The organism is Azospirillaceae bacterium, from assembly GCA_028283825.1.
GTDB lineage: Bacteria > Pseudomonadota > Alphaproteobacteria > Azospirillales > Azospirillaceae > Nitrospirillum.
This window is the reverse complement of record JAPWJW010000001.1, coordinates 883,887-910,660: the sequence shown is the minus strand read 5'-3', so window position 1 is coordinate 910,660 and position 26,774 is coordinate 883,887. Positions and strand designations below refer to the sequence as shown.

The 26,774-nt window shown below is 65.8% G+C and carries 25 protein-coding genes and 2 tRNA genes; 2 read left to right on the top strand and 25 right to left on the bottom strand.

The window, feature by feature from the left end; all coding sequences use genetic code 11:
• The first annotated feature begins 31 nt into the window (after nucleotides 1-31).
• Together PW843_03695 and PW843_03690 are read left to right on the top strand one after the other, a co-directional pair.
• The gene (locus PW843_03695) at nucleotides 32-385 is read left to right on the top strand and encodes a hypothetical protein (protein ID MDE1145706.1); all 354 of its coding nucleotides are present in this window, start codon (nucleotides 32-34) and stop codon (nucleotides 383-385) included.
• Nucleotides 361-1,137 carry a DUF115 domain-containing protein gene (locus PW843_03690; protein MDE1145705.1) on the top strand — a complete coding sequence of 259 codons (777 nt, stop codon included), beginning with the start codon at nucleotides 361-363 and terminating at the stop codon, nucleotides 1,135-1,137. The genes PW843_03695 and PW843_03690 overlap by 25 nt, the downstream gene beginning before the upstream one ends.
• Here PW843_03690 and PW843_03685 read toward each other — a convergent pair.
• The 25 genes from PW843_03685 to lon form a co-directional block, all read right to left on the bottom strand.
• Nucleotides 1,134-2,798 (bottom strand): ribonuclease J, encoded by a 1,665-nt coding sequence (locus PW843_03685; GenBank protein MDE1145704.1) that lies wholly within the window; start codon nucleotides 2,796-2,798, stop codon nucleotides 1,134-1,136. The two genes, PW843_03690 and PW843_03685, sit on opposite strands and share 4 nt — an antisense overlap.
• A 54-nt stretch (nucleotides 2,799-2,852) precedes the next feature.
• Nucleotides 2,853-3,644: a type III pantothenate kinase gene (locus PW843_03680; GenBank protein MDE1145703.1), complete on the bottom strand. Its 792-nt coding sequence runs from the start codon at nucleotides 3,642-3,644 to the stop codon at nucleotides 2,853-2,855.
• Between the two features lie 5 nt (nucleotides 3,645-3,649).
• Nucleotides 3,650-4,285 carry a biotin--[acetyl-CoA-carboxylase] ligase gene (locus tag PW843_03675; GenBank protein MDE1145702.1) on the bottom strand — a complete coding sequence of 212 codons (636 nt, stop codon included), beginning with the start codon at nucleotides 4,283-4,285 and terminating at the stop codon, nucleotides 3,650-3,652.
• A gap of 147 nt (nucleotides 4,286-4,432) precedes the next feature.
• A complete protein-coding gene (gene nuoN, locus PW843_03670) occupies nucleotides 4,433-5,872 on the bottom strand; it encodes an NADH-quinone oxidoreductase subunit NuoN (GenBank protein MDE1145701.1) in 1,440 nt (479 codons plus the stop codon).
• Nucleotides 5,873-5,890: 18 nt separating this feature from the next.
• Nucleotides 5,891-7,588 (bottom strand): NADH-quinone oxidoreductase subunit M, encoded by a 1,698-nt coding sequence (locus PW843_03665; protein MDE1145700.1) that lies wholly within the window; start codon nucleotides 7,586-7,588, stop codon nucleotides 5,891-5,893.
• 19 nt (nucleotides 7,589-7,607) lie between these two features.
• Nucleotides 7,608-9,557: an NADH-quinone oxidoreductase subunit L gene (nuoL, locus tag PW843_03660; protein ID MDE1145699.1), complete on the bottom strand. Its 1,950-nt coding sequence runs from the start codon at nucleotides 9,555-9,557 to the stop codon at nucleotides 7,608-7,610.
• A gap of 5 nt (nucleotides 9,558-9,562) precedes the next feature.
• Nucleotides 9,563-9,883, bottom strand: a complete 321-nt coding sequence (nuoK, locus tag PW843_03655) for an NADH-quinone oxidoreductase subunit NuoK (GenBank protein MDE1145698.1) — start codon at nucleotides 9,881-9,883, stop codon at nucleotides 9,563-9,565.
• A 3-nt stretch (nucleotides 9,884-9,886) separates the two neighbouring features.
• Nucleotides 9,887-10,495 carry an NADH-quinone oxidoreductase subunit J gene (locus tag PW843_03650; protein MDE1145697.1) on the bottom strand — a complete coding sequence of 203 codons (609 nt, stop codon included), beginning with the start codon at nucleotides 10,493-10,495 and terminating at the stop codon, nucleotides 9,887-9,889.
• Nucleotides 10,496-10,637: 142 nt separating this feature from the next.
• The gene (gene nuoI, locus PW843_03645; GenBank protein ID MDE1145696.1) at nucleotides 10,638-11,126 is read right to left on the bottom strand and encodes an NADH-quinone oxidoreductase subunit NuoI; all 489 of its coding nucleotides are present in this window, start codon (nucleotides 11,124-11,126) and stop codon (nucleotides 10,638-10,640) included.
• Between the two features lie 67 nt (nucleotides 11,127-11,193).
• Nucleotides 11,194-12,213 carry an NADH-quinone oxidoreductase subunit NuoH gene (gene nuoH / locus PW843_03640; GenBank protein ID MDE1145695.1) on the bottom strand — a complete coding sequence of 340 codons (1,020 nt, stop codon included), beginning with the start codon at nucleotides 12,211-12,213 and terminating at the stop codon, nucleotides 11,194-11,196.
• Nucleotides 12,206-14,272, bottom strand: coding sequence for an NADH-quinone oxidoreductase subunit NuoG (gene nuoG, locus PW843_03635; protein ID MDE1145694.1), 2,067 nt, complete (start codon nucleotides 14,270-14,272; stop codon nucleotides 12,206-12,208). The genes nuoH and nuoG overlap by 8 nt, the downstream gene beginning before the upstream one ends.
• A 20-nt stretch (nucleotides 14,273-14,292) precedes the next feature.
• Complete coding sequence (nuoF, locus tag PW843_03630; protein MDE1145693.1) at nucleotides 14,293-15,573, bottom strand: NADH-quinone oxidoreductase subunit NuoF; 1,281 nt, start codon at nucleotides 15,571-15,573, stop codon at nucleotides 14,293-14,295.
• 5 nt (nucleotides 15,574-15,578) lie between these two features.
• Complete coding sequence (nuoE, locus tag PW843_03625; GenBank protein MDE1145692.1) at nucleotides 15,579-16,214, bottom strand: NADH-quinone oxidoreductase subunit NuoE; 636 nt, start codon at nucleotides 16,212-16,214, stop codon at nucleotides 15,579-15,581.
• Nucleotides 16,211-17,404: an NADH-quinone oxidoreductase subunit D gene (locus PW843_03620; protein MDE1145691.1), complete on the bottom strand. Its 1,194-nt coding sequence runs from the start codon at nucleotides 17,402-17,404 to the stop codon at nucleotides 16,211-16,213. Before PW843_03620 ends, nuoE begins: the two co-directional genes overlap by 4 nt.
• 8 nt (nucleotides 17,405-17,412) lie before the next feature.
• A complete protein-coding gene (locus tag PW843_03615) occupies nucleotides 17,413-18,060 on the bottom strand; it encodes an NADH-quinone oxidoreductase subunit C (GenBank protein MDE1145690.1) in 648 nt (215 codons plus the stop codon).
• A gap of 17 nt (nucleotides 18,061-18,077) precedes the next feature.
• A complete protein-coding gene (locus tag PW843_03610; GenBank protein ID MDE1145689.1) occupies nucleotides 18,078-18,650 on the bottom strand; it encodes an NADH-quinone oxidoreductase subunit B in 573 nt (190 codons plus the stop codon).
• An 81-nt stretch (nucleotides 18,651-18,731) separates the two neighbouring features.
• Nucleotides 18,732-19,100, bottom strand: coding sequence for an NADH-quinone oxidoreductase subunit A (locus tag PW843_03605; protein ID MDE1145688.1), 369 nt, complete (start codon nucleotides 19,098-19,100; stop codon nucleotides 18,732-18,734).
• A gap of 443 nt (nucleotides 19,101-19,543) precedes the next feature.
• Nucleotides 19,544-19,620 (bottom strand) — tRNA-Asp (locus tag PW843_03600).
• Nucleotides 19,621-19,796: 176 nt separating this feature from the next.
• Complete coding sequence (locus tag PW843_03595; GenBank protein MDE1145687.1) at nucleotides 19,797-20,033, bottom strand: hypothetical protein; 237 nt, start codon at nucleotides 20,031-20,033, stop codon at nucleotides 19,797-19,799.
• A gap of 188 nt (nucleotides 20,034-20,221) precedes the next feature.
• A complete protein-coding gene (locus PW843_03590) occupies nucleotides 20,222-21,910 on the bottom strand; it encodes a Na+/H+ antiporter (GenBank protein ID MDE1145686.1) in 1,689 nt (562 codons plus the stop codon).
• Nucleotides 21,911-21,971: 61 nt separating this feature from the next.
• Complete coding sequence (locus tag PW843_03585) at nucleotides 21,972-22,202, bottom strand: hypothetical protein (protein MDE1145685.1); 231 nt, start codon at nucleotides 22,200-22,202, stop codon at nucleotides 21,972-21,974.
• Nucleotides 22,199-23,068: a hypothetical protein gene (locus tag PW843_03580; protein MDE1145684.1), complete on the bottom strand. Its 870-nt coding sequence runs from the start codon at nucleotides 23,066-23,068 to the stop codon at nucleotides 22,199-22,201. Before PW843_03580 ends, PW843_03585 begins: the two co-directional genes overlap by 4 nt.
• A 287-nt stretch (nucleotides 23,069-23,355) precedes the next feature.
• A tRNA-Val gene (locus PW843_03575) sits at nucleotides 23,356-23,430 on the bottom strand.
• 317 nt (nucleotides 23,431-23,747) lie between these two features.
• Entirely contained in the window at nucleotides 23,748-24,020 is a 273-nt protein-coding gene (locus tag PW843_03570; GenBank protein ID MDE1145683.1) for an HU family DNA-binding protein, read from the bottom strand.
• Nucleotides 24,021-24,178: 158 nt separating this feature from the next.
• Nucleotides 24,179-26,587 (bottom strand): endopeptidase La, encoded by a 2,409-nt coding sequence (lon, locus tag PW843_03565; protein MDE1145682.1) that lies wholly within the window; start codon nucleotides 26,585-26,587, stop codon nucleotides 24,179-24,181.
• Between the last annotated feature and the right edge of the window lie 187 nt (nucleotides 26,588-26,774).

Below are 26,774 nucleotides of genomic sequence, written 5' to 3'. Positions count from 1 at the left end.
TTCCCGCCATTTTCTCGTTCTGAGGTTACGCATGACATCCTGGCAAGTCACGGCCCGCGGCAGCACACAGGCGTCGGCCACGCCCGTGAAGGTTTCCATCGCCTTCGTGGCGAAGGTCAGCGTCAACGCCTTCGGCGAACCGGGTGGCATCCGGCTGGTATCCACGGCGACCGGCCGCCGGCGCGTGCTGCTGAACCAGGCCAGCAGCAGCGCCCGGGTGTTCCCCGGCACGGCGCGGCGCATCCGGACCCTGGTGACGGCCAGCGGCGGCAGGCAACGTGTCAGCATCCTGCCGACCAACGCGCCCACCACCCTGGGCCTGTCCGAATTCATCGAGTTCCTGGCCCTTCCGGACGGCACATGGCTGACGCTGATCAAGCCCTGAACGGCGAACGGGTGGACTTCATCGCCGAGTTGCCCCTGTCCGGCGATGCCATACGGGCCCACATCCGGCACGCGCTCGGCCTGGCGCTGCCGGAGGTGGCGGCGGGGTCGCTGGCCGGGCAGGCGGCGATGCTGGTGGCCAATGGCCCGTCCGCCCACCAGGCGCCGCTGGGTCCCGGCCGCGACCGGGTCAGCGTGGCGCTCAACGGCGCCCTGGGGCTGTTTACCGCCCGGGGCCTGGCGCCCGACTATTTCGTCGCCTGCGACCCCCAGTCCCTGGTGGCGGACTTCCTGCGGGCGCTCCCGGCGCGCACCACCTACCTGATCGCCAGCCGATGCCACCCGTCGGTGTTCGACGCGCTGCGCGACCGGCGCGTCCTGCTGTGGCATCTGGATGAGGATGAGGCGATCAGCGAAATCGGCGACCGGGCCCGTATCGGCGCCGGCCTGTCGGTCACCAACGCCGCGCTGATGCTGTTCCACCACATGGGCGCCCGCTGCCTGGACATCTGGGGGCTGGACTGCAGTGCCACGGCCGACGGCGTGCACCACGCTGGGCCCGGCAGCATCCGCGGGCCCTATCAGCCCATCCGCGTGGGCGACCGGCTGTTCCAGTCCACGCCGGTCTGGGCGGCGGAGGCGCAGCAATTCCTGCTGCACCTCCACACCATCGACGCCGACGTCACGGTCAACGGCGACGGCATGCTGGCCGCCATCCTGGCGGAATTCGGCCGGCGGCAGGCGGAAGCCTAGACCCGGACCAGATGCACCTCGGTGACGGGCTTGCGGCCCTGGGCGGCGTGGAAGGTGCGGCGCACGGCCAGGCGGGCCGCCTCGCTGACCACGGCGTCGTCGCGCCACTGGGTGGCGTCCAGCTTTTCCACCGCCCCGCGGATGGCGCGGATGATGCCGTCGGCGAAGGCCGCGTCGTCATCCTCATCCAGCAGACCGATGACCGACATCTTGGGGTCGGCCAGCAGGCCGCCCTGGCCCAGCACCAGCGTGACCACGGCGGCACCGTTGTGGACCATGCGGTTGCGGGTGCGCAGCAGGTTGCCGCCCAGCGGCACCAGGCGACGGCCATCCAGGCACAGCTTGCCCGACGGCACGGTGCCGATGATCTCGGGCTCGCCCGGGCCGATGCGGATGACGACGCCGTTCTCCGGCACCAGGGCGCGCGGCACCTGGCATTCCAGCGCCAGGTCGGCGTGGGCCTTCAGGTGGCGCTGCTCACCGTGCACCGGCACCGCCAATTGCGGGCGCACCCACTGGTACATCTGCGCCAGTTCATCGCGGGCGGGATGGCCGGAGACATGGACGTCGGCGTCACTGGCGGTCACCACCTCGATGCCCCGCCGGATCAGGCCGTTCTGCACCTTGGCGATGGCCTTCTCGTTGCCGGGGATCTCGCGGGATGAAAAGACAACGACGTCGCCCGGCTCCAGATCGATTTCCGGGTGGTCGCCCTCGGCGATGCGGGCCAGTGCGGCGCGTGGTTCGCCCTGGCTGCCGGTGCAGATCAGCACCTGGGCCTCGCGCGGCAGGTAACCCACATCGTGTTCCGACACGAAGGGCGGCAGGTCCTTCAGGTAGCCGGTGGCCCGGGCCGCCTCATTGATGCGGCGCAGGCTGCGGCCCACCAGGCCGACCTGGCGGTCGTGGGCGGCGGCTGCCTTGGCGATGGAATGCAGCCGCGCCACGTTGGTGGCGAAGCAGGCGATGGCCACGCGGCGGTCGGGATAACGCCCGATCAGTTCCTCCAGCCCCACGGCCACGGTGCCCTCGGAACCCGAGGTGCCGGGCACGGTGGCATTGGTGCTGTCGCACACCAGGGCGGTGACCCCCTGGTGACCCAGGGCGACCAGGGCGTCCACATCCACCGGGGCGCCGACACGGGGATCGGGGTCCAGCTTCCAGTCACCGGTGTGCAGCACCGTGCCGCCGGCCGTGCGGATGACCAGGGCATTGGGCTCGGGGATGGAATGGGTGAGGCTGATCAGTTCGATGTCGAACGGCCCGACATGGAAGCGGCCGGACAGCGGCACCTCGATGATCTGCACCAGGCCGCTGAAATCCGTCTCACGCAGCTTGGCGCGCAGCACGGCGGCAGTGAAAGGCGTCGCATAGACGGGGCAGCGCAGTTCCCTCCACAGATACTGCACGGCACCCAGGTGATCCTCATGCGCGTGGGTCAGGACCAGGCCGGCCAGATCCTCCCGCCGCTCGGCGATGAATTCCGGGTCGGGCATGACGACATCGACGCCGGGGGCGGCGTCGTCACCGAAACTGACCCCCAGATCGACCATCAACCACTTGCCGGCATGGTGATAGAGGTTGAGGTTCATGCCGATTTCGCCGGACCCACCCAACGGCAGGAAATACAGGGCGTCGGGGGACAGCAGATCGTCGATCATGGGTACCTGAAAACGGGCCGGCGCGCCGGACGGGAATGAAAAAGGAATAGCGGATCAGGGAACAGATTTGGCGTTGCGCCGGTGGATGAGCAAGAGGCCGCGCAGGGTCAGGTCGCCGTCGATATAATCGACCATACCGGTTTCGGCGGCGAACACCCGCACCATGCCGCCGGTGCCGATGACGGTGACCGGCGGCGTGCCGGTGGGCGACAGTTCCGCTTTGATGCGGCGCAGCAGCCCCTCGATCATGGCGGTATAACCCCAATACATGCCGGACTGCATGGCACCCACGGTACCACGGCCGATGACGCGATCCGGCTTGGCGATGTCCACCTTGGGCAACTGGGCCGCCACACGGTGCAGGGCATCCAGCGACAGGGTGGGTCCGGGGGCGATGATGCCGCCGGCGAAGGCGCCATCCGCATCCACCACGTCGAAGGTGGTGCCGGTGCCGATGTCCAGCACAACCAGGGGCGCCTTGTATCGTTCCGTTGCCGCAACAGCGTTGACCAGGCGGTCGGCGCCCGCCTCGCGCGGATTGTCGATGCGAATCTCGATGCCCAGATCCACCGTCGGATCACCGATGCGCATCGGTGTGCAACCGAAATGATCCTCACACAGCTTGACCAGATCGCGCGTGGCGGCCGGCACGACCGACGACAGGATGGCGGTGGTCACGTCCTGGGGCACCAGGCCCTTCATCGCCATGACCGACACCAGCCACACCGCGTATTCATCGGCGGTGCGGCGGCTGTCGGTGGAGATGCGCCAGTGTCCCCGTTGCGTCTCGCCATCGAACACGGCGAAGACGACGTTGGTGTTGCCGGCATCGATGGCGAGCAGCATGGATGTCACTCCCTAACGGGCGTGGTTGGGAAAAACACGTCCCCGGCCGTCACCTTGGTGACGCCTTCAGCCGTTTCCACCAGCAAGGCGCCCTCCGCATCCAGATCGACCAGGTGGCCTTGCAGGGTGCGGTCATGCAGGCGCACGGTGACGGGGCCACCCAGCCCCTGGGCGGCGTTCATCCAGGCGGCCCGCACCGGCGCGAAACCGTAGTCCTGCCAGCGGCGATACCAGCGGTCAAAGGCGCGGGCATAAGCCGCCATGACGGCGTCGGGTTCCACATCGGCGCCCAGCGCCATCAGCGACGTGGTGGGATAGTCCATGCCCTCAGGATGGTGGCGCACGTTCATGCCCATGCCCACGGCCACCCAGGCGACGCTGCCGTCGATATCGGATTCGGATTCCAGCAGGATGCCGGCAACCTTGGCCCCGTCCACCAGGACATCGTTGGGCCATTTCAGCTTGGGCGCCCCCGCCACCAGGCCGTCCACCGCCTCGCCCACCGCCAGGGCGGTGACGAAGGACAGTTCGGCCGCGCGCTGCGGCGTACCGCCGGGGCGCAGCAGCAGGGTGCAGGCGAGATTACCGGCATCGGACAGCCAGCTGCGGCCGCGCCGTCCCCTGCCCGCCTCTTGACGAATGGCCCGGACCAGGGCGCCTTCCGGCGCCCCAGACCGAGGCCATGTCTTTCACGATATCATTGGTGCTGCCGCACCGTTCCAGCACCGTCGGCCGGATCCAGTCCGGCAGACGGTGGGGGACGGCGCCAGAGGACAGCGCCGTCCCAGTCAATGGAACAGGCTGGCCGCGGCGGCGGCGGCGCCATTCAGCACCGGGGTGCCGATGAACAGGGCCACCGGGAACACCACCAGGGCGGTGACGGTGACGACGAAGGACAGGCCAGCCGTCGGACGGTCCAGCGGTTCCTTCACGTCATCGAACCAGGAAACCTTACAAACCTTCAGATAGTAGAAGAGGCTGATGGCACTGGTCAGGGCCATGATGATGGACAGCGGATACAGGCCCGCCTTCCACGCGGCCATGAACACCAGCAGCTTGCCGAAGAAGCCGGCCGCCGGCGGCACGCCGCCCATGGAGAACATGAACACGGCCAGGGCCAGGGCCACCATGGGGTTGGTCTTGGACAGGCCGGCCAGGTCGGCGATCTCCTCCACCGCCTTACCCTTCTGCCGCATGCCAATGATGATGGCGAAGGTGCCGACCGTCATGACCAGGTAGATGGCCATGTAGATCAGCACGGCCTGCACGCCATCGGCCGTGCCGGCGGCGACACCGACCAGCGCATAACCGATGTTGGCGATGGAGCTGTAGGCCATCAGGCGCTTGATGTTGGTCTGGCGGATGGCCGCCAGGGAGCCCACCAGCATGGAGGCGACGGAGCAGAACTCGATCACCTGCCGCCACTGCGGCAGCAGGGCGCCGAACGGGCCTTCCAGCACGCGGATGAACAGGCAGATGGCCGCCACCTTGGGCGCCACCGCGAAGAACGCGGAGACCGGGGTGGGGGCGCCTTCATACACGTCCGGCGTCCACATGTGGAAGGGCACGGCCGAAATCTTGAAGGCCAGGCCCGAGGCCACGAACACCAGGCCGACGATCACGCCCAAGGGCGCGGGTCCGGTCTGCAACACCTGGGCGATGTTGATGAAGTTGGTGGTACCAGCGAAGCCGTAGATCAGGCTGATACCGTACAGCAGCATGCCGGAGGACAGGGCACCCAGCACGAAGTACTTCAGGCCGGCCTCGGTGCTCTTGGCGTGATCGCGGCGGAAGGCGGCGATGACGTAGAGCGACAGGCTCTGCAGTTCCAGGCCGACATACAGCGACAGCATGTCGTTGGCCGACACCATCATCAACATGCCGACGGTGGCCAGGACCATGAGCACCGGAAATTCGAACCGGTCCATGTCTTCGCGGGCTATGAAGTTCTGCGCGACGACCAGGGATAGGCCGGTGCCCAGCAGGATCAGCAGCTTGGAGAAGACGGCGAACTTGTCGGTGATGAACAGGCCGGAGAAGGTCGGCTGGTAATCGCCCTGCTGGAACAACAGGACGCCGGTGACGACCAGGGCCAGGATGGCCAGGATGCTGACCAGGCGCGTGGAGCTTTTGCCGCTGAAGACACCGACCATCAGCAGGACCAAGCCCGCAACGGCCAGGAAGATCTCAGGCAAAGCCGGGATGAGATCGGAAAGGACAGGTTGCATGGATCGTTTCCCGCTGGATCAGTGGCCGGCGTCAGGACTGGCGTCCGCCTTGGGCTCGCTTTGCGCGGGCGCCTCGGCGGGCGTTTCGGTGGTGGACGGCTCGGTGGTCGGCTCAGCCGCCCCCTCGGTGCCGGGCGTCTCCGTGGTCGCCGGGTGGGCAGACAGGGTGCCCGCCTTGGCGGCCGGGATCAGCGAGGCCTGGGGGTTGGCGACGGGCGGGGTCAGCCCCTCGGCCGCCAGGGCCTCCCGGTGATGACCGATGATGTGGTCGACCGAGGCGGCGTACACGCTGCTGAAGCTCTTCGGATAGACGCCCATGATGATGACCAGGGCGATCATCGGCGCGAAGAAGGCGATCTCCTTCACGTTCAGGTCGGGCATGGCCATCACGTCGGCCTTGTCCAGCTTGCCGTAGAACAGCTTGCGGTACAGCAGCAGCATGTAGGCCGCACCCACGACCAGGCCGGTGGAGGCGAAGAAGCCCACCCAGGTGTTGGCCTCGAACGCGCCCAGCATGGACAGGAATTCACCGATGAAACCCGAGGTGCCGGGCAGGCCGATGGAGGCCAGCATAAACACCATGAACACCACCGCATACTTGGGCATGCTGTGCGCCATGCCGCCGTAGCGGGCGATCTCACGGGTGTGCAGGCGGTTGTAGACGACGCCGATGCAGAGGAACAACGCGGCCGAAACCACGGTGTGCGACAGCATCTGGAACATGGCGCCGTCCAGGCCCTGGGTGTTGGCCGAGAAGATGCCCATGCTGACGTAGCCCATGTGGGCGACCGACGAGTAGGCGATCATCTTCTTCATGTCGGTCTGCGCCAGCGCCACCAACGAGGTGTAGATGATGGCGACGACCGACATCACGAACACCAGGGTGGTGTAGGTGGCCGAACCGACCGGCAGCATCTGCAGGTTGGCGCGGATCAGGCCGTAGCCGCCCATCTTCAGCATGACGCCGGCCAGCATGACGGAGCCGGCGGTCGGCGCCTCCACGTGGGCGAAGGGCAGCCAGGTATGGAAGGGCCACATCGGCGTCTTCACCGCGAAGGCCGCGAAGAAGGCCAGCCACAGGATCTTCTGCATCGACGGGTCGAAGGTGTGGTCCAGCATCACCCGCATGTCCATCGTGCCGACCTGCAGGTACATGGCGATGATCGCCAGCAGCATCAGGACGGAACCGATGAAGGTGTAGATGAAGAACTTGTAGGCGGCGTAGATGCGGCCCGGGCCACCCCACACACCGATCATCAGGAACATCGGCAGCAGGACACCTTCGAAGAAGATGTAGAACAGGATGAAGTCCAGCGCCGTGAACATGCCGACCAGCATGGTCTCCAGCAGCAGGAGCGCCATCATGTATTCCTTCACCCGCTTCTCGATGCTGTCCCAGGAAGCCAGGATGCAGATGGGCGTGAGGAAGGTGGAGGCCAGCACGAACCAGACGGAGATGCCGTCGATGCCGCGCAGGTACTGGATGCCCAGGGCGGGCAGCCATGCATGCTCTTCAACCAGCTGGAAGCCGGCGCTGGAGGGATCGAACTTCGCCAGGATGCACAAGGAGACCGCAAAGGTGATGAGCGACGTCCAAAGCGCGATCGCCTTGGCGTTGCGTGCCACCGATTTCTCCTCGCCGCGCACCAGCAGGATGAGTAGGGCGCCAATCGACGGAAGGAACGTCGTCAGCGACAGGATCGGCCAATCAGCCATCTTATATGCCTCGTCCTGCTCAGTGCTTGAAGTAGAACCAGCCGACCAGCGCAACCACGCCGATCACCATGGCGAATGCATAGTGGTACACGTACCCGGACTGCAGACGGCTGACGCCGGCGGCCACGCCACGGGTGGTCTTGGCGACGCCATCGGGGCCGAGGCCGTCGATGATGGCGCCGTCACCGGCCTTCCACAGGCCGAAACCGAGCAGCACGGCGGGCTTCACGAACACCACGTCGTACAGCTGGTCGAAGAAGTACTTGTTGAAGACCAGGGCGTGCAGCGGCTTCACCGCGCGGACGAAGGCCGCCGGGATGCTGGGAACCGCCGAGTAACAGAGCCAAGCCAGGAAGATACCGGCCACGCCCACGATCAGCGGCAGGATGCCTACCCACTCCGGCCCCTCATGGGCGGCGTGGATGCTGTCATGGCTGTGCAGCACGGCGATGGCGCCACGCCAGAACTCCGGCCGGGCCTCATGCCCGACGAAGGCGTTGTAGCCCACAAAGCCGGCGACCAGGGCGCCGATGGCCAGCACGGTCAACGGACCGGTCATGACCACGGGCGACTCATGCACGTGATCCATCACTTCCTTGGAAGCGCGCGGCTTGCCATGGAAAGTCATGATCAGCAGGCGCCAGGAATAGAAGGCGGTCATGAAGGCGGCGGCGATGCCCAGCCAGTAGGCGAAGTGGCCCACGCCGGTGCCCGAGGCGTACGCGGCCTCCAGGATGATATCCTTGGAGTAGAAGCCGGCGAAACCGATGTTGATCCAAGGAATGCCGATACCGGCCAGGGCCAGGTTGCCGATCCACATCACCACGTAAGTGAAGGGGATCAGCTTGGCGATGCCGCCCATCTTGCGCATGTCCTGTTCACCGGACATGGCGTGGATGACGGAGCCGGCGCCCAGGAACAGCAGGGCCTTGAAGAAGGCGTGGGTCATTAGGTGGAACACGGCGGCCTGGTAGGCCGACACGCCGATGGCGAAGAACATGTAGCCCAGCTGGCTCATCGTCGAATAGGCGATGACGCGCTTGATGTCGAACTGGGTCATGCCGATCGTCGCGGCGGCGAAGGCGGTAAGCGCCCCCAGCACCGTCACCACTTCCAGCGCCACCGGGGCGTATTCAAACACCGGGCTCATACGGGCCAGCATGAACACGCCAGCGGTCACCATGGTGGCGGCGTGAATGAGGGCCGACACCGGCGTCGGGCCTTCCATCGCGTCCGGCAGCCAGGTGTGCAGGCCCAGCTGGGCCGACTTGCCCATGGCGCCGACGAACAGCAGCAGGCAGGCGCAGTCCAGAGCGGACACGTGCATGCCCAGGAAGTTGAAGGTGTCATGCGCCTTGGAGGCGGCGGCACCGAAGATCGGGTTGAAGTCGATCGTGCCGAAGATCACGAACACGGCCATGATGCCCAGCGCGAAGCCGAAGTCGCCCACGCGATTCACCAGCATCGCCTTCATGGAGGCGTCGTTGGCGCTCTTCTTCTCGAACCAGAAATTGATCAGCAGGTATGACGCGACACCCACACCCTCCCAGCCGAAGAACATCTGCAGCAGGTTGTCCGCGGTCACCAGCATGAGCATCATGAAGGTGAACAGGCTGAGGTAGGACATGAACCGGGGCTTGTCCGGATCATGGCTCATGTAGCCGACGGAGTAGATGTGCACCATGGTGGACACGCCGTTGACCACGATCAGCATGACCGCCGTCAGGGTATCGACGCGCAGGGCCCAATCCAGGTGGAAGGTGCCGCTGGCGATCCAGGTGGCCAGAGGAATGGTCTGGGCGTTGCCGTTGATGGCGACGTCGATGAACAGGTGGATGGACAGGGCCAGCGTCACCAGCATGGCGCCGCAGGTGACCAGCTGAGAGCCCCGGTCACCGATACGGCGGCCGAAGAAGCCGGCGATGAAGGACGCCAGGAGCGGCAGGAAGATGGCTGCGATGATTTCCATGGCCCTCAACCCTTCATCAGGTTGATGTCCTCAACCGCGATCGAGCCACGGTTGCGGAAGTAGATGACGAGGATGGCGAGGCCGATCGCGGCCTCCGCCGCCGCCACGGTCAGGATGAACAGGGCGAAGACCTGTCCCACCAGATCGTGCAGGAAGACGGAGAAGGCGACGAGGTTGATGTTCACGGCCAGAAGGATCAGCTCGACCGACATCAGGATGATGATGACGTTGCGGCGGTTCAGGAAAATGCCGAACACGCCCAGGATGAACAGGATGGCCGCCACGGCGAGGTAGTGGCCAAGACCGATATCCGCGAAATTTTCCATGGCTTACACGCCCTCCCCGGTCGGGACCTTGACCACGGCCACCACGTCTTCACGACGACGGGCCAGCTGGTCGGCGATGACCTGGCGGCGCACGCCCTTGCGGTTGCGCAGCGTCAGCACGATGGCGCCGATCATGGCGACCAGCAGCACCAGGCCCGAGGCCTCGAACACATAGGCGTACTGGGTGTAGATCAGGTCGCCCAGCGCCTGGGCGTTGCCCACGCTTTCCGGCGTCGGCGCGGCGCGCACGCTGTCGGACGGGCCCGACGGGGTCCAGTAGTAGATGCTGAGCCCCAGCTCGGCCAGCAGCGCCGCCCCGACGACCAATCCGGCCGGCAGGTAGCGCATGAAGCCTTTCCGAAGCTCATGGAAGTTGATGTCCAGCATCATGACGACGAACAGGAACAACACCGCCACGGCGCCCACGTAGACGATCACCAGGATCATCGCCACGAATTCCGCCCCGATCAGGACGAACAGGCCGGCCGCGTTGAAGAAGGCCAGGATCAGGAACAGGACGGAGTGCACCGGGTTACGGGCCGTGATCACCAGCATGCCGGACAGCACCAGCACGGCGGCGAACAGATAGAAGACGAGAGCGGGCAGTATCATCGGCGGCTCTCCTCCCGGTGCGGGTTGCGGACGTTGGCGATCAAGATTTCTCTCCGGTAACCGGGCCCATTGCTGGGTCGTTGGCGCGGGCGGTCCCGCGCGCGGGCGTCACGGGGTCAGGCGTCAGAAGTTAAGATGCGGATCAGCGATAGGGCGCGTCGGCGGCGATGTTGGCCGCCAGCAGGGGCTCCCACCGGTCGCCGTTATCCAGCAGCTTTTCCTTGTTGTAGAAAAGCTCCTCACGGGTCTCGGTGGCGTAGTTCAGGTTGGGGCCTTCGACGATGGCGTCCACCGGGCAGGCCTCCTGGCACAGGCCGCAGTAGATGCACTTCGTCATGTCGATGTCGTAGCGGGTGGTCCGCCGCGAGCCGTCCTCGCGCGGTTCCGCCTCGATGGTGATGGCCAGGGCCGGGCACACCGCTTCGCACAGCTTGCAGGCGATGCAGCGCTCTTCCCCGTTGGGATAGCGGCGCAGCGCATGCTCACCACGGAAGCGCGGGCTCAGCGGGCTGCGCTCATACGGGTAGTTGATGGTCACCCTGGGCTTGAACATGTAGCTGAAGGTCAGGGCGAAGCCCTTCACCAACTCGGTCATGAACAGGCCGCGCGCCGTGCGATCGAGCCAGGCCATGTCGTCACCTCATTCCTTGATGCGGGGGGCGGCTCCCCCCGCGGTCATACGCGTAGAAACCCAGGGCTTACTTCGGCAGCAGGTCGAAGTAGACCAGCACGCCGGCGGTCAAAATCACCCAGATCAGCGAGAACGGCAGGAAGACCTTCCAGCCCAGGCGCATCAGCTGGTCATACCGGTAGCGGGGCAGCGTGCCGCGCACCCAGATGAACACGAACAGGCAGAAGCAGATCTTGGCGATGAACCACAGCGGGCCGGGGATGAAGGTCAGGCCGAACGGGGCCAGCCAACCGCCCAGGAACAGCACCGAGGTCATGCCGCTCATCAGGATCATGCTGATGTATTCGCCCAGGAAGAACAGGGCGAAGGCCATGGCCGAGTATTCGGTGTGGAAACCGCCGACCAGTTCCGACTCGCCTTCCGGCAGATCGAACGGGGCGCGGTTGGTTTCCGCCAGGGCCGAGATGAAGAACACGACGAACATGGGGAACAGCGGGATGCAGAACCACAGGTGGGTCTGCGCCTTCACCACGTCCGACAGATTCAGCGAGCCGACGCACAGCAGCACGGTGATGATGACGAAGCCGATGGAGACCTCGTAGCTGACCATCTGTGCTGCGGACCGCAGGCCGCCCAGGAAGGCGTACTTGGAGTTGGACGCCCAGCCCGACATGATGATGCCGTAGACACCCAGCGAGCTGATGGCGAACAGGTACAGCACGCCGACATTGATGTCGGACAGCACCATGCCGTCGCCGAAGGGAATGACCGCCCAGGCGACCAGCGCCAGCAGGAAGGTCAGCATGGGCGCGATCAGGAACACGGCGCGGTTGGCGCCGGACGGGATGATCGTTTCCTTGCTGAGCAGCTTCAGGCCGTCGGCGAAGGGCTGCAGCAGGCCGAAGGGGCCCACCATGTTCGGGCCCTGGCGCAGCTGGATGGCGCCCAGGACCTTACGCTCGGCGTAGGTCAGCATGGCCATGCAGATCAGCAGCGGGACCATGATCGCCAGGATCTTGAGGACGATCGCCAGCAGGGTGGCCCCGGCCAGGGGCATCCCCAGGTGGAGGGCGAGGAAATCAGCCATGGGTACCCGTCCTCTCGACAACGGCGGGCGACACGAAGGCCTCCGTGCACTCGGCCATGGTGGCGGAGGCGCGGCTGATCGCGTCGGTCATGTAGAAGTTCTCCACCGGCAGGGTGAAGGGGGCGGCGGCCACGGCGCCCGCGGTGCCGAAGGCACCCCAGGCGGCGGGCGTGACCCGGTCGATGTTCGCGAACGCCGGGTTGGCGTCGGCCAGGCGCTTGCGCAGCTGCTGCAGCGTGTCGTACGGCAGCGGCTTGCCCAGGGCGCCGGACAGGGCGCGGATGATCTTCCAGTCCTCACGCGCCTCACCCACCGGGAAGGTGGCCTGGCGGGTGTGCTGGGCGCGGCCTTCGGTGTTGACGTAGGTCGCGTTCTTCTCGGTGTAGGCGGCACCCGGCAGGATGACGTCGGCGCGATGGGCGCCCCGGTCACCGTGGTGGCCCTGGTAGACCACGAAGGCGCGGCCAAAGTGCTGGGCCTCGATCTCGTCGGCACCCAGCAGGTAGACCACCTCGACCTCACCCTTGCGGGTGCCGTCCAGGATGCCGGCCAGGTCGCGACCACCGGCCGTGGGCAGGAAACCCAGGTCCAAGGCGGCGACGCGGGAGGCCGCGCGGTGCAGGACGTTGAAGCCGTTCCAGTCGTCACGCACCAGGCCGCAGGCCTCGGCCACCGCGCGGGATGCTGCCCAGACGGCGGCGCCGTCCGGACGGGCCAGCGCGCCGGAGCCCAGGATCAGGACCGGGTTCTTGGCGGCCTTCAGCGTGGCGGCATAGGGGTGGCTGCCGTCGGCGATGGCGTTCAGCACCGTGGCGTCGTTGCCCAGATGCTCGACCGGGAAGGTCAGGTCGGCGCGCGGGCCCAGCACGGTGACCGTCAGGCCGCCCTGCAGGTAACGCTTGCGGATGCGGGCGTTGACCAGGCTGGCTTCCCAACGGGGGTTGGTGCCGATCAGGAAGACATGGTCCGCCTGCTCGATGCCCGCGATGGTGCTGTTGAAGATGTAGCCGGAACGCGAGGAGGCATCGATGGCGCTGCCGTCCTGGCGGCTTTCCAGGCTGGCGACACCCAGGCCGCCCAGCAGGTCCTTCAGGGCCAGCAGGCTTTCGGCATCAGCCAGGTCGCCGGCGACGGCCGCGATCTTCTCCGGCGCGGTCGCCTTCAGCTTGGACGCGACCAGGGCCAGGGCCTCTTCCCACGAGGCGGCGCGCAGCTTGCCGTTCTCACGGATGAAGGGGCGGTCCAGACGCTGACGCCGCAGGCCGTCATGGGCGTAGCGGGTCTTGTCGCTGATCCATTCCTCGTTCACCGCCTCGTTCAGGCGGGGCAGGATGCGCAGCACTTCGCCGCCACGGGTGTCGATGCGGATGTTGGAGCCGACGGCGTCCAGGACGTCCACCGATTCCGTCTTGCGCAGTTCCCAGGGGCGGGCGGTGAAGGCGTAGGGCTTGGAGGTCAGGGCGCCCACCGGGCACACGTCCACCAGGTTGCCCGACAACTCCGAAGAGACGGCGGCCTCGACGTAGGTGCCGATCTCCATGTGTTCGCCACGGCCGGTGGCGCCCATCACGGACACGCCCGCGATTTCATCGCTGAAGCGGATGCAGCGCGTGCAGTGGATGCAGCGCGTCATGATGGTCTTGATCAGCGGGCCCAGGTTCTTGTCCTTGACCGCGCGCTTTTCTTCCAGGTAGCGGCCACGGTCGAAACCGTAACCCATCGCCTGATCCTGCAGGTCGCACTCGCCGCCCTGGTCGCAGATGGGGCAGTCCAGCGGGTGGTTGATGAGCAGGAACTCCATCACCCCCTTGCGGGCCTTGTGCACGGTCTCGGTGTCGGTCTTGATCACCATGCCTTCGCCGCAGGGCATGGCGCAGCTGGCGATGGGCTTGGGCGCCTTCTCCATCTCCACCAGGCACATGCGGCAGTTGGCCGGGACCGACAGCTTCTCGTGATAGCAGAAGCGCGGAACCTCGATGCCCAGCTGCTCGCAGGCCTGCAGCACGGAGGTGCCAGGCGCCACTTCAAGCTCGATACCGTCGATGGTCAGTTTCGGCATGTCTCAAATCCTTCCACCGATCACTCGGCAGCGATGCTCTGGCGATAATCGGCGATGCGGCGTTCCATCTCGGGACGGAAGTGCCGGATGAGGCCCTGCACCGGCCAGGCGGCGGCGTCGCCCAGCGCGCAGATGGTGCGGCCCTCGATCTGCTTGGTCACGTCCTGCAGCATGTCGATCTCTTCCAGCCGGGCCTGGCCACGGACCATGCGGTCCATGACGCGGGCCAGCCAGCCGGTGCCTTCGCGGCACGGCGTGCACTGGCCGCAGCTTTCATGCTGGTAGAACTTCGACAGGCGGGCGATGGCGCGCACGATGTCGGTGGACTTGTCCATGACGATCACGGCGGCGGTGCCCAGGCCGGAACCGACCTCACGCAGGGCGTCGAAGTCCATCAGGACGGTGTCGCAGACGCTCTTGGGCATCACCGGCACCGACGAACCGCCGGGGATGATGGCCAAAAGGTTGTCCCAGCCACCGCGCACGCCGCCGGCGTGGCGCTCGATGAGCTCCTTCAGCGGGATGCCCATCTCCTCTTCCACGTTGCACGGCTTGTTCACGTGGCCGGAGATGCAGAACAGCTTGGTGCCCACGTTCTTCGGGCGGCCGATGCCGGCGAACCAGGCGGGGCCGCGACGCAGGATGGTGGGAACGCCCGCGATGCTTTCCACGTTGTTGACCGTGGTCGGGCGGGAATACAGGCCGGCATTCGCGGGGAACGGCGGCTTGTTGCGCGGCTGGCCCTTCTTGCCCTCGATGGACTCGATGAGCGCCGTTTCCTCGCCACAGATATAGGCGCCCGCACCCTTGTGTAGGTAGATGTCGTAGTCGTAGCCGCTGCCGCAGGCGTTCTTGCCGATCAGGCCGGCGGCGTACGCCTCGTCGATGGCGACCTGGACGTTGGACGCCTCGCCGTAGAACTCGCCACGGATGTAGATGTAGCAGGCGGAGGCGCCGATGGCGAAACCGGCGATCAGGCAGCCTTCGATCAGCTTGTGCGGATCGTGGCGCAGGATCTCACGGTCCTTGCAGGTGCCGGGCTCGCCCTCGTCGGCGTTGATCACCAGGTAGACGGGGCCGTCCACCTTCTTGGGCATGAAGGACCACTTCAGGCCGGTGGAGAAACCGGCGCCGCCACGGCCGCGCATGCCCGATTCCTTCACCTGCTCGATGATGGTCTCGCGCCCACGCTCCAGGATGGCCTTGGTCCCGTCCCAGTCGCCGCGCTTGCGGGCGGCGTCCAGGCGGAAGTCCTCATAGCCGTAGAGGTTGGTGTAGATGCGGTCTTCGTCGCGCAACATCGGCCTTACTCCTGCGACGCCGGCTTGACGCCGTTACGCCGCGCCATTTCGATCAGGGTCGTCGGACCACCGATGGGCGCGGAATTGATACGGCCGTTTTGCGGGCCGGGCTTGGGCTTCTCGCCCCGGATCAGGGTGTCCAGCAGCGCCTCGGTGGAGGCGGCGTCCAGATCCTCATAATAGATGTCGTCGAGGGCGATGACGGGGGCGTTGACGCAAGCACCCTGGCATTCCACCTCGACCACCGTGAACTGGCCGTCCGGCGTGGTCTCGCCCGGGCCGATGCCCAGCTTGCGCTTGCAGGCGGCCAGCACCTCGTCCGAACCGCGCAGCCAGCACGGAGTGGTCGTGCAGACCTGCACGAAGTGCTTACCCACCGGCTTCAGGTTGTACATGGTGTAGAAGCTGGCGACCTCGTACACGCGGATGGGCGCCATGCCCAGCATGCCGGCGATGTAGTCCATCGCGACCTGCGGCAGCCAGTTGTCATTCTGGCGCTGGGCCAGGTCGAGCAAGGGCATCACCGCACTGGTCTGGCGGCCTTCCGGATACTTGGCGATGATCCGCTGGGCCAGCGCCAGGTTGTCCGCCGTGAATTCGAAGGTGGCCGGACCGGCGGCCGGGGTGTGGGGGGCGCTCATCGGTCGATCTCTCCGAACACGACGTCGATGGAGCCGATGACCGCGACGGCGTCGGCGAGCATGTGGCCCCGGGACATGAAATCAACACCCTGCAGATGGGCGATGCCCGTCGGCCGGATCTTGCAGCGGTAGGGACGGTTGGAACCGTCGGACACCAGGTACACGCCGAACTCGCCCTTGGGCGATTCGGTGGCGGTGTAGGTCTCGCCCGCCGGGACGTGATAGCCCTCGGTGTACAGCTTGAAGTGATGGATCAGCGATTCCATCGAGCGCTTCATGTCGGCGCGCGGCGGCGGGGCGATCTTGCGATCATCCACCTTCACGGCACCGCCGACGGTGCGCAGCTTTTCCACCGCCTGCAGGACGATGCGGTTGGACTGCCGCATCTCTTCCACGCGCACCAGGTAGCGGGCGTAGCAGTCGCCCGTCTTGCCGATGGCGACGTCGAAGTCGTACTCGGCGTAGGTGTCGTAAGGCTGGGCCTTGCGCAGATCCCAGGGAACGCCGGACGCGCGCAGCACCGGGCCGGTGAAGCCCCAGGCCAGCGCCTCGTCACCCGAGACGATGCCGATGTCGACCAAGCGCTGCTTGAAGATGCGGTTGGCCGTCAGCAGGCCTTCCACGTCGTCGATGAACGCCTCGAACTTCTCGGCATAGGCCTGGATGTCGTCCAGCATGCCGGCCGGCAGGTCCTGGTGGACACCGCCGACGCGGAAGTAGTTGGCGTGCATGCGGGCGCCGGACACGCGCTCATAGAACTCCATGAGCTTTTCGCGTTCCTCGAAGCCCCACAGGGCCGGGGTCAGCGCACCCACGTCCATCGCGAACGTGGTGACGTTCAGCAGATGGTTCAGGATGCGGGTCAGCTCGGCGAACAGCACACGGATGTGCTGGGCGCGCTTGGGCGGGGTGATGCCCAGCAACTTTTCCGTCGCCAGCACGAAGCTGTGCTCTTCCGACATCGGGGACACATAGTCCAACCGGTCGAAGTAGGGCATCGCCTGGATGTAGGTCTTGTACTCGATCAGCTTTTCGGTGCCGCGGTGCAGCAGGCCGATATGCGGATCCGCACGCTCCACGATCTCGCCGTCCATCTCCAGCACCAGGCGCAACACGCCGTGGGCCGCCGGATGCTGCGGGCCGAAGTTAATCGTGTAGGGTTTGATCTGGTTTTCAACCGGATTGGCCATGGCCGATCTCACTTCTTCACGCCGCCGCCGCGCAGCGACGCGCCCAGCGGAATGACCGCCTTCTCGTCGCCCGGCAATTGCACATCGGTCATCGCCTCCCAGGGCGACATGAAATCGAAGGCACGGAAATCCTGAGTCAGCTTCACCGGCTCATAGACCACGCGCTTCTGTTCGTCGTCGTAACGGACCTCGACATAGCCCGTCAGCGGGAAGTCCTTGCGCAGGGGATGCCCCTCGAACCCGTAGTCGGTGAGGATGCGGCGCAGGTCGGGATGGCCCGAGAAGAACACGCCGAACATGTCCCACGTTTCACGTTCGTACCAGCCGGCGGCCGGGAACAGCGGGACGCAGGACGGGACGGGCGTATCCTCGTCCGTCGTCACCTTCACCCGGGCGCGCAGGTTCTTGGACACCGACAGCAGCAGGTAGACCACCTCGAAGCGCTCCGGCTTTGAGGGCCAGTCCACGGCGGTGATGTCGATCAGCTGGGTGAAGCGGCAACCGGCATCGTCGCGCAGCACGGTCAGCGTCTTGAGCAGGCCGTCGCGGGTGGCGTTGATCACCAGCTCGCCGCCCTTCAGCTCGACGCTGGTCACGGCACCCGGCAGGGCCGCCGCGATCTTGGCGCCCAGCGCCTGTAGGGTTTCTTCGTTCATGTCCGATCCCCCAGCGATCAGCGCCGGACCAGGCGGTTACCGCCCTTGATCTTCTTCTGCAGTTGCAGCACGCCATAGACCAGCGCTTCGGCGGTCGGCGGGCAGCCCGGCACATAGATGTCCACGGGCACGATGCGGTCGCAGCCGCGCACCACGGAATAGCTGTAGTGGTAGTAGCCGCCGCCGTTGGCGCAGGAACCCATGGAGATGACCCAGCGCGGCTCCGCCATCTGGTCGTAAACCTTGCGCAGGGCCGGGGCCATCTTGTTGCACAGGGTGCCGGCGACGATCATCACGTCGGACTGGCGCGGGCTGGGACGGGGAATGACGCCGAACCGGTCAAGGTCGAACCGGCTCATGTAGGAGTGGATCATTTCCACCGCACAGCAGGCCAGACCGAAGGTCATGGGCCACAGCGAGCCGGTACGGGCCCAGCCCTGCAGCGCTTCCAGCGAGGCGACGACGAAGCCCTTGTCCTGCAACTCCGTCGTCACGGCCTTGATGTAGGCGTCCTGGGCGGGGCCCGGCGGCAGGGGCGCGCCCACGCCGACGGGAAGGCCGGCGGGGGAAACGGGGGAGGCGGTTGGCAATGACGTCACGGGTCTGGCTCCGGTGTGAACGGGCAGCGATGCGATGGTGCGCGAGCGGAAAAGGCGAAAGGCCGGCCAGGATCACTCCCAGTCCAGGGCGCCCTTCTTCCACTCGTAAATGAAGCCGATGGTCAGGATGCCCAGGAAGGCCATCATCGACCAGAAGCCGAACAGGCCGATGCGGCCCAGGGACACGGCCCAGGGAAACAGGAAAGCCACCTCGAGATCGAAGATGATGAAGAGGATGGCGACCAGGTAGAACCGGACGTCGAACTTGCTGCGCGCGTCGTTGAACGGCTCGAACCCGCATTCATAAGCGGACAGCTTTTCGCTGTCGGGCTTCTGCTTGGCCACCAGCATGGAACTGAACACCATCAGCGCCGCCACCACCCCGGCGATGGCCAGGAAAATGATGATCGGCAGATACTGGCTCAGCAGCTCGGCGGACATGACCTGACTGGACATGGATGTGCCCCAAATTTCGTCCCGGTTGGCACCGGCGGAGGGGTTGGCAAGAGGCACAGCCATAACCAAGTGCGCTTTGACGCGCCCACCCGATCATCAATCTGGACCCCGGCCGGCCTGCCCGCCGGTTCTGGACATAACCTCCAAACCCATGCGGGGGTCCGGACGCCTGCACAAAAGCCCGGCTTGGGGCCGGGCGTGATGGAATATAGGCGGGTGCCGTGCCCAAGGAAAGCAAATTACGCCATGCGCAATATGGGGGCCAAGGCGCTGAAAATACGGGGGAAATGGCAAAAATTGGGGTTGTTGAGAAGCACTCTCAACCGCCGCTCTACCGCAGGTGCGAGGGCGCCCAAAAGCAAGCAGGCCGCCCTGTTGCCAGGGCGGCCTTGCTGAAGCATCAATCCCCTGTCTCAGGACTGATAAAGTGGCGCGAGTGACGGGACTTGAACCCGCGGCCTCCGGCGTGACAGGCCGGCGCTCTAACCAACTGAGCTACACCCGCGTCGTTCGCAACACCGCTTTTCCGTTCGTTCCGCCCCGTCCGTTTCATCGTTCGGTGCGTTTCGTGCCGGTCAGCGTCGCTGCGGTGCGCGGTTTGTAGTCGAACGGCGCCCGGCTTGTCAAACAGGAAAAACGCGATGGCGTCAGATTTTTTTCAAAATCCGTAACTGACTGATTTTACGCGACTTTTTGAGCGCGCCGTAAATCATCCAGCCGATCCAGCGCCTCCATCAGCCGGACCGGCACGCCGCGATGGTCGACGGCGCCGGGCCCACCGAAGCCCGTCATGCTCAATTCCAGCGCCTGCGCCAACGGATCGGCCACCGTAAGGTTGCCCTGCTGCACCGCTAGTTCTAGCGCATCCAAAATCCGGTCGCCGAGGCGACGTTCATCACCGTGCTCATCACCATGCATGGCCCTAAGCTCCGCTGCCGTTGCCTCCGGCGCCGGACGACGTGCCGCCGGCGCTGTCGGAATCGTTGCAGTTTAGCATTTTCCCTGGATTTGCCCGACGGGAATCCGACCTCTGCTCACGGATAGGGGCAGCCATGCCCCCAGGGGCAGGCCATGGCAATGCGGGGACGCCAACTTGCGGTAGCGTCTCAAAGCACGCGGGAACGGCTCAGCGAGGCTTCCATCATGTCCAGGCTATGCATGACCCGCCGCCAGGTCTCGTCGCTGATCGCGTGGACGCGGTGCAGGCGGGCCAGTTCGTCCCGCTTGGCCCGCACGGCGGACAGGCGCAGCTCGGCCTCTATGGCCAGGCGGCGGCGGCTTTGGGCCCGGGCATCCACCGGCATGTCCGGATCCTCCACCTGGCGGCGGTAGAACTCCATGAGTCGCAAGGCCGCTTCAGTATAAAGGTCCGACTCCGCCGAGCCGGGTGCTATGGCCTGATGCGCCTGTTCCAGCCGGCGCAGGGCGGCACGGGCCAGTGCCACCTCGGCCGTCCTTTCCTCCTCCACCGCCGCGTCCTCCTCCGGCATGTCCAGGTGGCGCAGCAACAGGGGCAGGCCAACACTGGCCCCCACCAGGGAAACCAGGATGACGCCCGACGCCAGGAAGATGGCCACGTCGCGGCCGGGGAACGGCACGCCCTCGCGCAGGAATTCCGGCAGGGACAGCACACCGGCCAAGGTGACGGCGCCGCGCACCCCGGCGACTGCCGTCACCAAAACCACCCGGCGGCGGGGTACATCGCGCACCCTGCCCCGCCGTCGGGCGGCCGCCCGGCGCAGTTCCAGCCAGAACCAGACCCACAGCAGGCGCAGCCCCATCAGGACGGCGGCGATGACCAGCACATAGAAACCCAGCCAGCCCAGGCCGGCCAGCATGCCGCCCATCGCCTCGGCCGCGGCCGGCGGCAGGATGGCATGGGGCTTGCCGGCCTGCTGGGCGATGGCCGGCGCCTGGACCAGGATGCCCGGCAGTTGCCAGCCCAGCAGCACGAAGATGACACCGTTCAGGGTGAACTGGACCATATCGCCCACGGCCGTGCCCTGCAGCCGGGTGGCGACCTGCCCCGCCTCTTCCAGGGGCAACAGGTTCAGGGTCATGCCGGCGGCCACCGCCGCCAGGATGCCGGACATGGCCAGATGCTCCGCCGCCAGATAGGCGGCGAAAGGCACCAGCAGCATGGCCAGGATGGTGGTGCCCGGCGTATCGCCCCGGGCGCGGATGAGCCAACCCTGGATCAAGCGCACCGCGGCCACCACCACCACGCCGACCAGGATCCCACCGATTGCCATCCATAGGAAGGCAAGCGTGGCAGCCCCGGCCGAAAAACCGCCCGTCATGGCCGCCTGCACGGCGAAGTGCAAGCACACCAGGCCGGAGGCGTCGTTCAGCAGCGCCTCCCCCTCCAATATATGTTTCAGGCGCTTGGGCAGGCGGGCACGGCCGGTCATCCCGGCGACGGCGACGGCATCGGTGGGCGACAGCACGGCCGCCAGCGCGAAGGCCGGGGCCAGGGACATGCCGGGCAGCAGCCAATGGATGGCATATCCGGCCCCCACGACCGTGAAGACCACCAGGCCGATGGCCAGCGTCAGGATGATTCCGCCCAGACGCCGAAGTTCCGCCGCCGGAAAACGGAAGGCGTCCAGGAACAGCAGCGGTGGAATGAACAGCAGCAGGAAAAGATCGGGGTTCAGGGCGATGGACACGCCCGATGCCCAGCCCAGCAACGCCCCCAGGGCCACCTGGATCAGCGGTTGGGGAAGTTGCGGCAGGAACCGCCCGATGCCGCCGGACACGACCACGGCCAGCAGCAGGATCAGGACGGCGGTCATCGTTTCCATAGGAATCGGTCCGGGCAGTGCGGCGGGCGGGCGTCTGGTGGATGGGGACGGATCAGCGTCCGGGCCGGCGGCTGATGATGAGGACGAACCCCAGGACGCCGGCCCCCAGGGCCATGACGATCCAATCGGCGGCCTGGCCGTGGCCGCCGGACTGGTGCATGTCCCATAGCCGGCCACCAATCATGGCCAGCCCCAGGATGAACAGCAACGTGCGATGCTGGCGGGTCAAGCCGGCGCGGGGACCGGCGGAAGGAGACCCATCGGGCGGCGGAAGGCCGGTCACCGGCCATCCTCGCCATGAAGGCCGGCGGGCAGGATGACAGCGGGTGCCGCATCCCGGGTAACGGCCTTGTAGGTCCGTGCCAACGCCACGGCCAGCAGGGCGACGCAGACGAAATTGACAATGGCGGCAACGCCCGTCCAGGCCAGGCTGACGGTCACATCCTGGGATGTCACGGCGTCACCCGCCAGCCATTCCCCCATGATCAGCCGGTTGCAGAGCAGCAAAGGCACCTGCAGCAGCATCTGGCTGACCAGGACCACCCCGGTCAAACGCCAGGCCAGGGGGGTAACCGCCCGCCAATATCGGCCGAACTGCGCCGGTTCCCCCAACAGGATGGCGACCAGGCCCACGCCCAGGCGCACGGTGACATGCAGCAGCGCCACGCCGAAGGCGATGACACCCGCCAGCGCCGCCAGCCAGAAACCGGGGCCCACCTGATCGCCGCTGGCCTGGTCGAAACCCAGCCGGGCCACGAAGAACACCACCAGCAACATGATCATCAGCATCAGGAAATACAGGATCTGCCAGCCGACCACGTTCCATTCGTTCCGGCCGAAGCCCGGCTGCAGGAAGGTCAGGGGCTCCGTCCCGCTCTGTACCCAGCGCGACCACGCCGACAGCGATCGCACGTGCGCCCAGGTCTGGAACACCACCATGACCAGGAAGATCAGGCCGAACTCGGCCCACTGGTTGTCGTCGGGCTGCTGGCGCTGGTATTGCAGGCTGCGCAGCTGGAAAAACAGGGCGGAGGCCACGCTGAAGACGGCCGGCATGCCCAGGAAACGCACGATGCGCCCCGGATCGGCGAAGACCACCCGATAGAGATTGATCGCTTCCCCAAAAACCGACTGGCCCTGCGACGCCATGCCCCCTCCAGATGAAAGGTGCTCGCACGACCAAGGGGGGAATGCCCCACGGCCGGACGCGCCCTTTGTTTCCCGCTTGCTTGGCAGCGACTGCCCCGTGGCGCCCAACCCATGGGGCGCCGACACGAGGCGGGATGATTACAGGTTTGTGCGCCCCGTCAAAGTGACAATCCGGGGCCGGAAGGGATAACAGCCTTGCCCACCCGCTGCCCTTTCGGCAGATGCGGGAGTGCCGGGCTTAGCGGCCCAGATCATGAAAGACCCAGGCTATAAAGGATTGGTATTGGTGGTGGGCGGTGAGGGATTTGAACCCCCGACCCGATGCGTGTAAAGCACCTGCTCTACCCCTGAGCTAACCGCCCGTTCCCCTCGGCCTTATAAGACCGGGACGAAAGCCGCCTCTGTTTTAAGAGAGAGCCTGGCTTCCGGCATGATCCCGCCGCCTCAGCGACACGACCATAAAAAAGGACGGGAACACCAGCCGGCGTCCCGCCTTTCATAGATACTCGGCACTGTTTTCGGGCGTCAATGATCCTGCGCGGCTTGAACCGCGGGTCCGTTGAAGTTGCCGCCCCAGGGAAGGAGCGGCTCACCCAAACGCTAGTCATCGGGGGACTGGGCCGCTGGCGCGGCGACCGGTCCCCCAAGACCGGCATGCAAAAGCGGCAAGAAGCCGTTTTTAGTTCAGCGCGTCCTTCAGGCCCTTGCCGGGCTTGAACTTCGGCTGCTTGCTGGCGGCGATGGAGATCTTCTCGCCCGTCCGCGGGTTGCGGCCTTCGGAGGCGGCGCGTTCGGCAACGGCGAAAGTGCCGAAACCGACCAGGCGAACTTCGTCGCCCTTCTTGAGGGCGTCGGTGATGCCGTCGAACACCGCATCGACCGCCTTGTTCGCATCAGCCTTGGACAGGCCCGCAGCCTCGGCAACGACGGCAACGAGATCGTTCTTATTCACTTAAGGCCCCCCTTCTTGAAGCAGGATCTGACTTGGATTACGTCCCGGTCGCGGGGCGCGCGCCGGGATTGGGATTCGGTTCGGACGTACGGCCCCGGGGTTATCCACCCCGGGGCCGTCGCGTCAGGCCTTCAATTCACACGATTTTTGTCCGTACTTCAATGCCGAATCACGTCATCCTTCCCGTCTTCTGCGGCTTTCGCGGCGACGGGCTCGACAACTTCGGGCTCGGACCATTCAATCGGCGTCAGCGGCTGCACCAAGGCGTTGCGCAACACCTCGTCCGCGGTGGTTACCGGGATGATGGTCAGGCCGCGCTTAACATTATCGGGAATGTCAGCCAGGTCCTTCTCATTATCCTTTGGAATCAACACGGTCTTGATGCCGCCCCGCAGGGCCGCCAACAATTTCTCCTTCAGGCCGCCGATGGGAAGCACCCGGCCGCGCAAAGTGATTTCGCCGGTCATGGCGACATCCTTGCGCACAGGAATACCCGTCAGCACGGAGACGATGGAGGTGGTCATGGCCACGCCGGCGGACGGACCGTCCTTAGGCGTAGCTCCTTCGGGTACGTGAACGTGGATGTCCTTACGCTCGAACAGGGTCGGTTTGATGCCGAACTGCGTCGCCCGGGACTTCACGAAGCTCTCGGCGGCCTGCACCGATTCCTTCATGACCTCGCCCAGCTTGCCCGTGGTGGTGACACGGCCCTTGCCGCGCAGCATCACCGCCTCGATGGTCAGCAGTTCGCCGCCCACTTCCGTCCAGGCCAGACCGGTGGTGCAGCCCACCAGATCCTCCTTCTCCGCCTCGCCATAGTGATACCGGCGCACGCCGGCATACTTGTCGAGGTTGCGACGGGTGACCGCGACCTTCTCGATCCCCTTCATGAGGATCTCCTTGATCGCCTTACGGGCCAGGTTGGCGATCTCACGCTCCAGGCTGCGGACACCGGCTTCCCGCGTGTAATAGCGGATCAGGTCGCGCAGCGCGTCGTCGGAGATGGTGAACTCGCCCGCCTTCAGGCCGTGGGCCTTCAGTTCCTTGTCGATCAAGTGCCCACGGGTGATCTCGATCTTCTCATCCTCGGTGTAGCCCGACAGCCGGATCACCTCCATGCGGTCCAGCAGGGGCTGGGGCATGCGCAGGGTGTTGGCCGTGCAGACGAACATCACGTCGGACAGATCGTAATCGACCTCCAGGTAATGGTCGTTGAAGGTGGCGTTCTGCTCGGGATCCAGGACCTCCAGCAGGGCCGACGACGGGTCGCCGCGCCAATCGGCACCCAGCTTGTCGATCTCATCCAGCAGGAACAGCGGGTTGGACGACTTCGCCTTCTTCATGCCCTGGATGACCTTGCCGGGCATGGAGCCGATGTAGGTGCGGCGGTGACCGCGCACCTCGGCCTCATCCCGCACGCCGCCCAGCGACACGCGGACGAAGTTGCGGCCGGTGGCCTTGGCGATGGACTTGCCGAGCGAGGTCTTGCCGACGCCGGGCGGACCGACCAGGCACAGGATCGGACCCTTCACCTTGTCCATGCGCTGCTGCACGGCCAGGTACTCCAGGATGCGTTCCTTGACCTTCTCCAGGCCGTAGTGATCGGCATCCAGGATGGCCTCGGCCCCCTTGATGTCCTTCTTCACCTTGGTGCGCTTCTTCCACGGAATGGACAGCATCCAGTCCAGGTAGTTGCGCACCACCGTCGCCTCGGCGGACATGGGGCTCATGGTCCGCAGCTTCTTGACCTCGGCCAGCGCCTTTTCCCGGGCTTCCTTGCTGAAGCGGGTCTTGGCGATGCGTTCCTCGATCTCGGCGACCTCGTCCTTGCCATCCTCGGACTCACCGAGTTCCTTCTGGATGGCCTTCATCTGTTCGTTCAGATAGTACTCGCGCTGGGTCTTCTCCATCTGCCGCTTGACGCGGTTGCGGATGCGCTTTTCCACCTGAAGCACGCCGATCTCGCCTTCCATGAAGGCATAGACCTTCTCCAGCCGCTCACCCACCGTCGCCGCTTCCAGAAGCTGCTGCTTCTCCGGAATCTTCAGCGCCAGGTGTGAGGCGATGGTGTCGGCCAGCTTGCCCGGTTCCTCGATCTGATTGACCGAGACCAGCACTTCCGGCGGGATCTTCTTGTTCAGCTTGATGTACTGCTCGAACTGGGCCACGGCGGCGCGGGCCAGGGCCTCGGCCTCCTGCGCCTCACCCGTCTTTTCCTCGATCGGCTCCGCGTACGCCTGGAAGAAATCCTCGTTGCGCTCAAAGCTGACGATGCGCGCGCGCTGTCCACCCTCGACCAGGACCTTCACGGTCCCGTCGGGAAGCTTCAGCAGCTGCAGCACGGTGCCAATGGTGCCGACGGTGTAGATGTCGTCGGGCGTGGGATCGTCCTGCGCGGCGTTCTTCTGGGTGACCAGCAGGATCTGCTTGTCATCCTTCATCACGTCTTCCAGTGCCCGCACCGACTTTTCGCGCCCGACGAACAGGGGCACGATCATATGGGGGAACACCACGATGTCGCGCAGGGGGAGGACCGGGTAAAGGGTTCCTCGGGTGGCTTCCAACATTGATCTGACCTTCCACTCAGAATATCAGCGGCCAGCCCATGATGGGCCTGACCCGCCATCCACCAGCCGCCCCGTCATGGGCACGGCGTCGGGAGGTCGCCCTGGTAACGTGGCACACCAAACACCCCCCTTCAAGGGCTTGAACCCGACGAATTCTGCGCTACCACGACCGTTGACGCGGACGAAC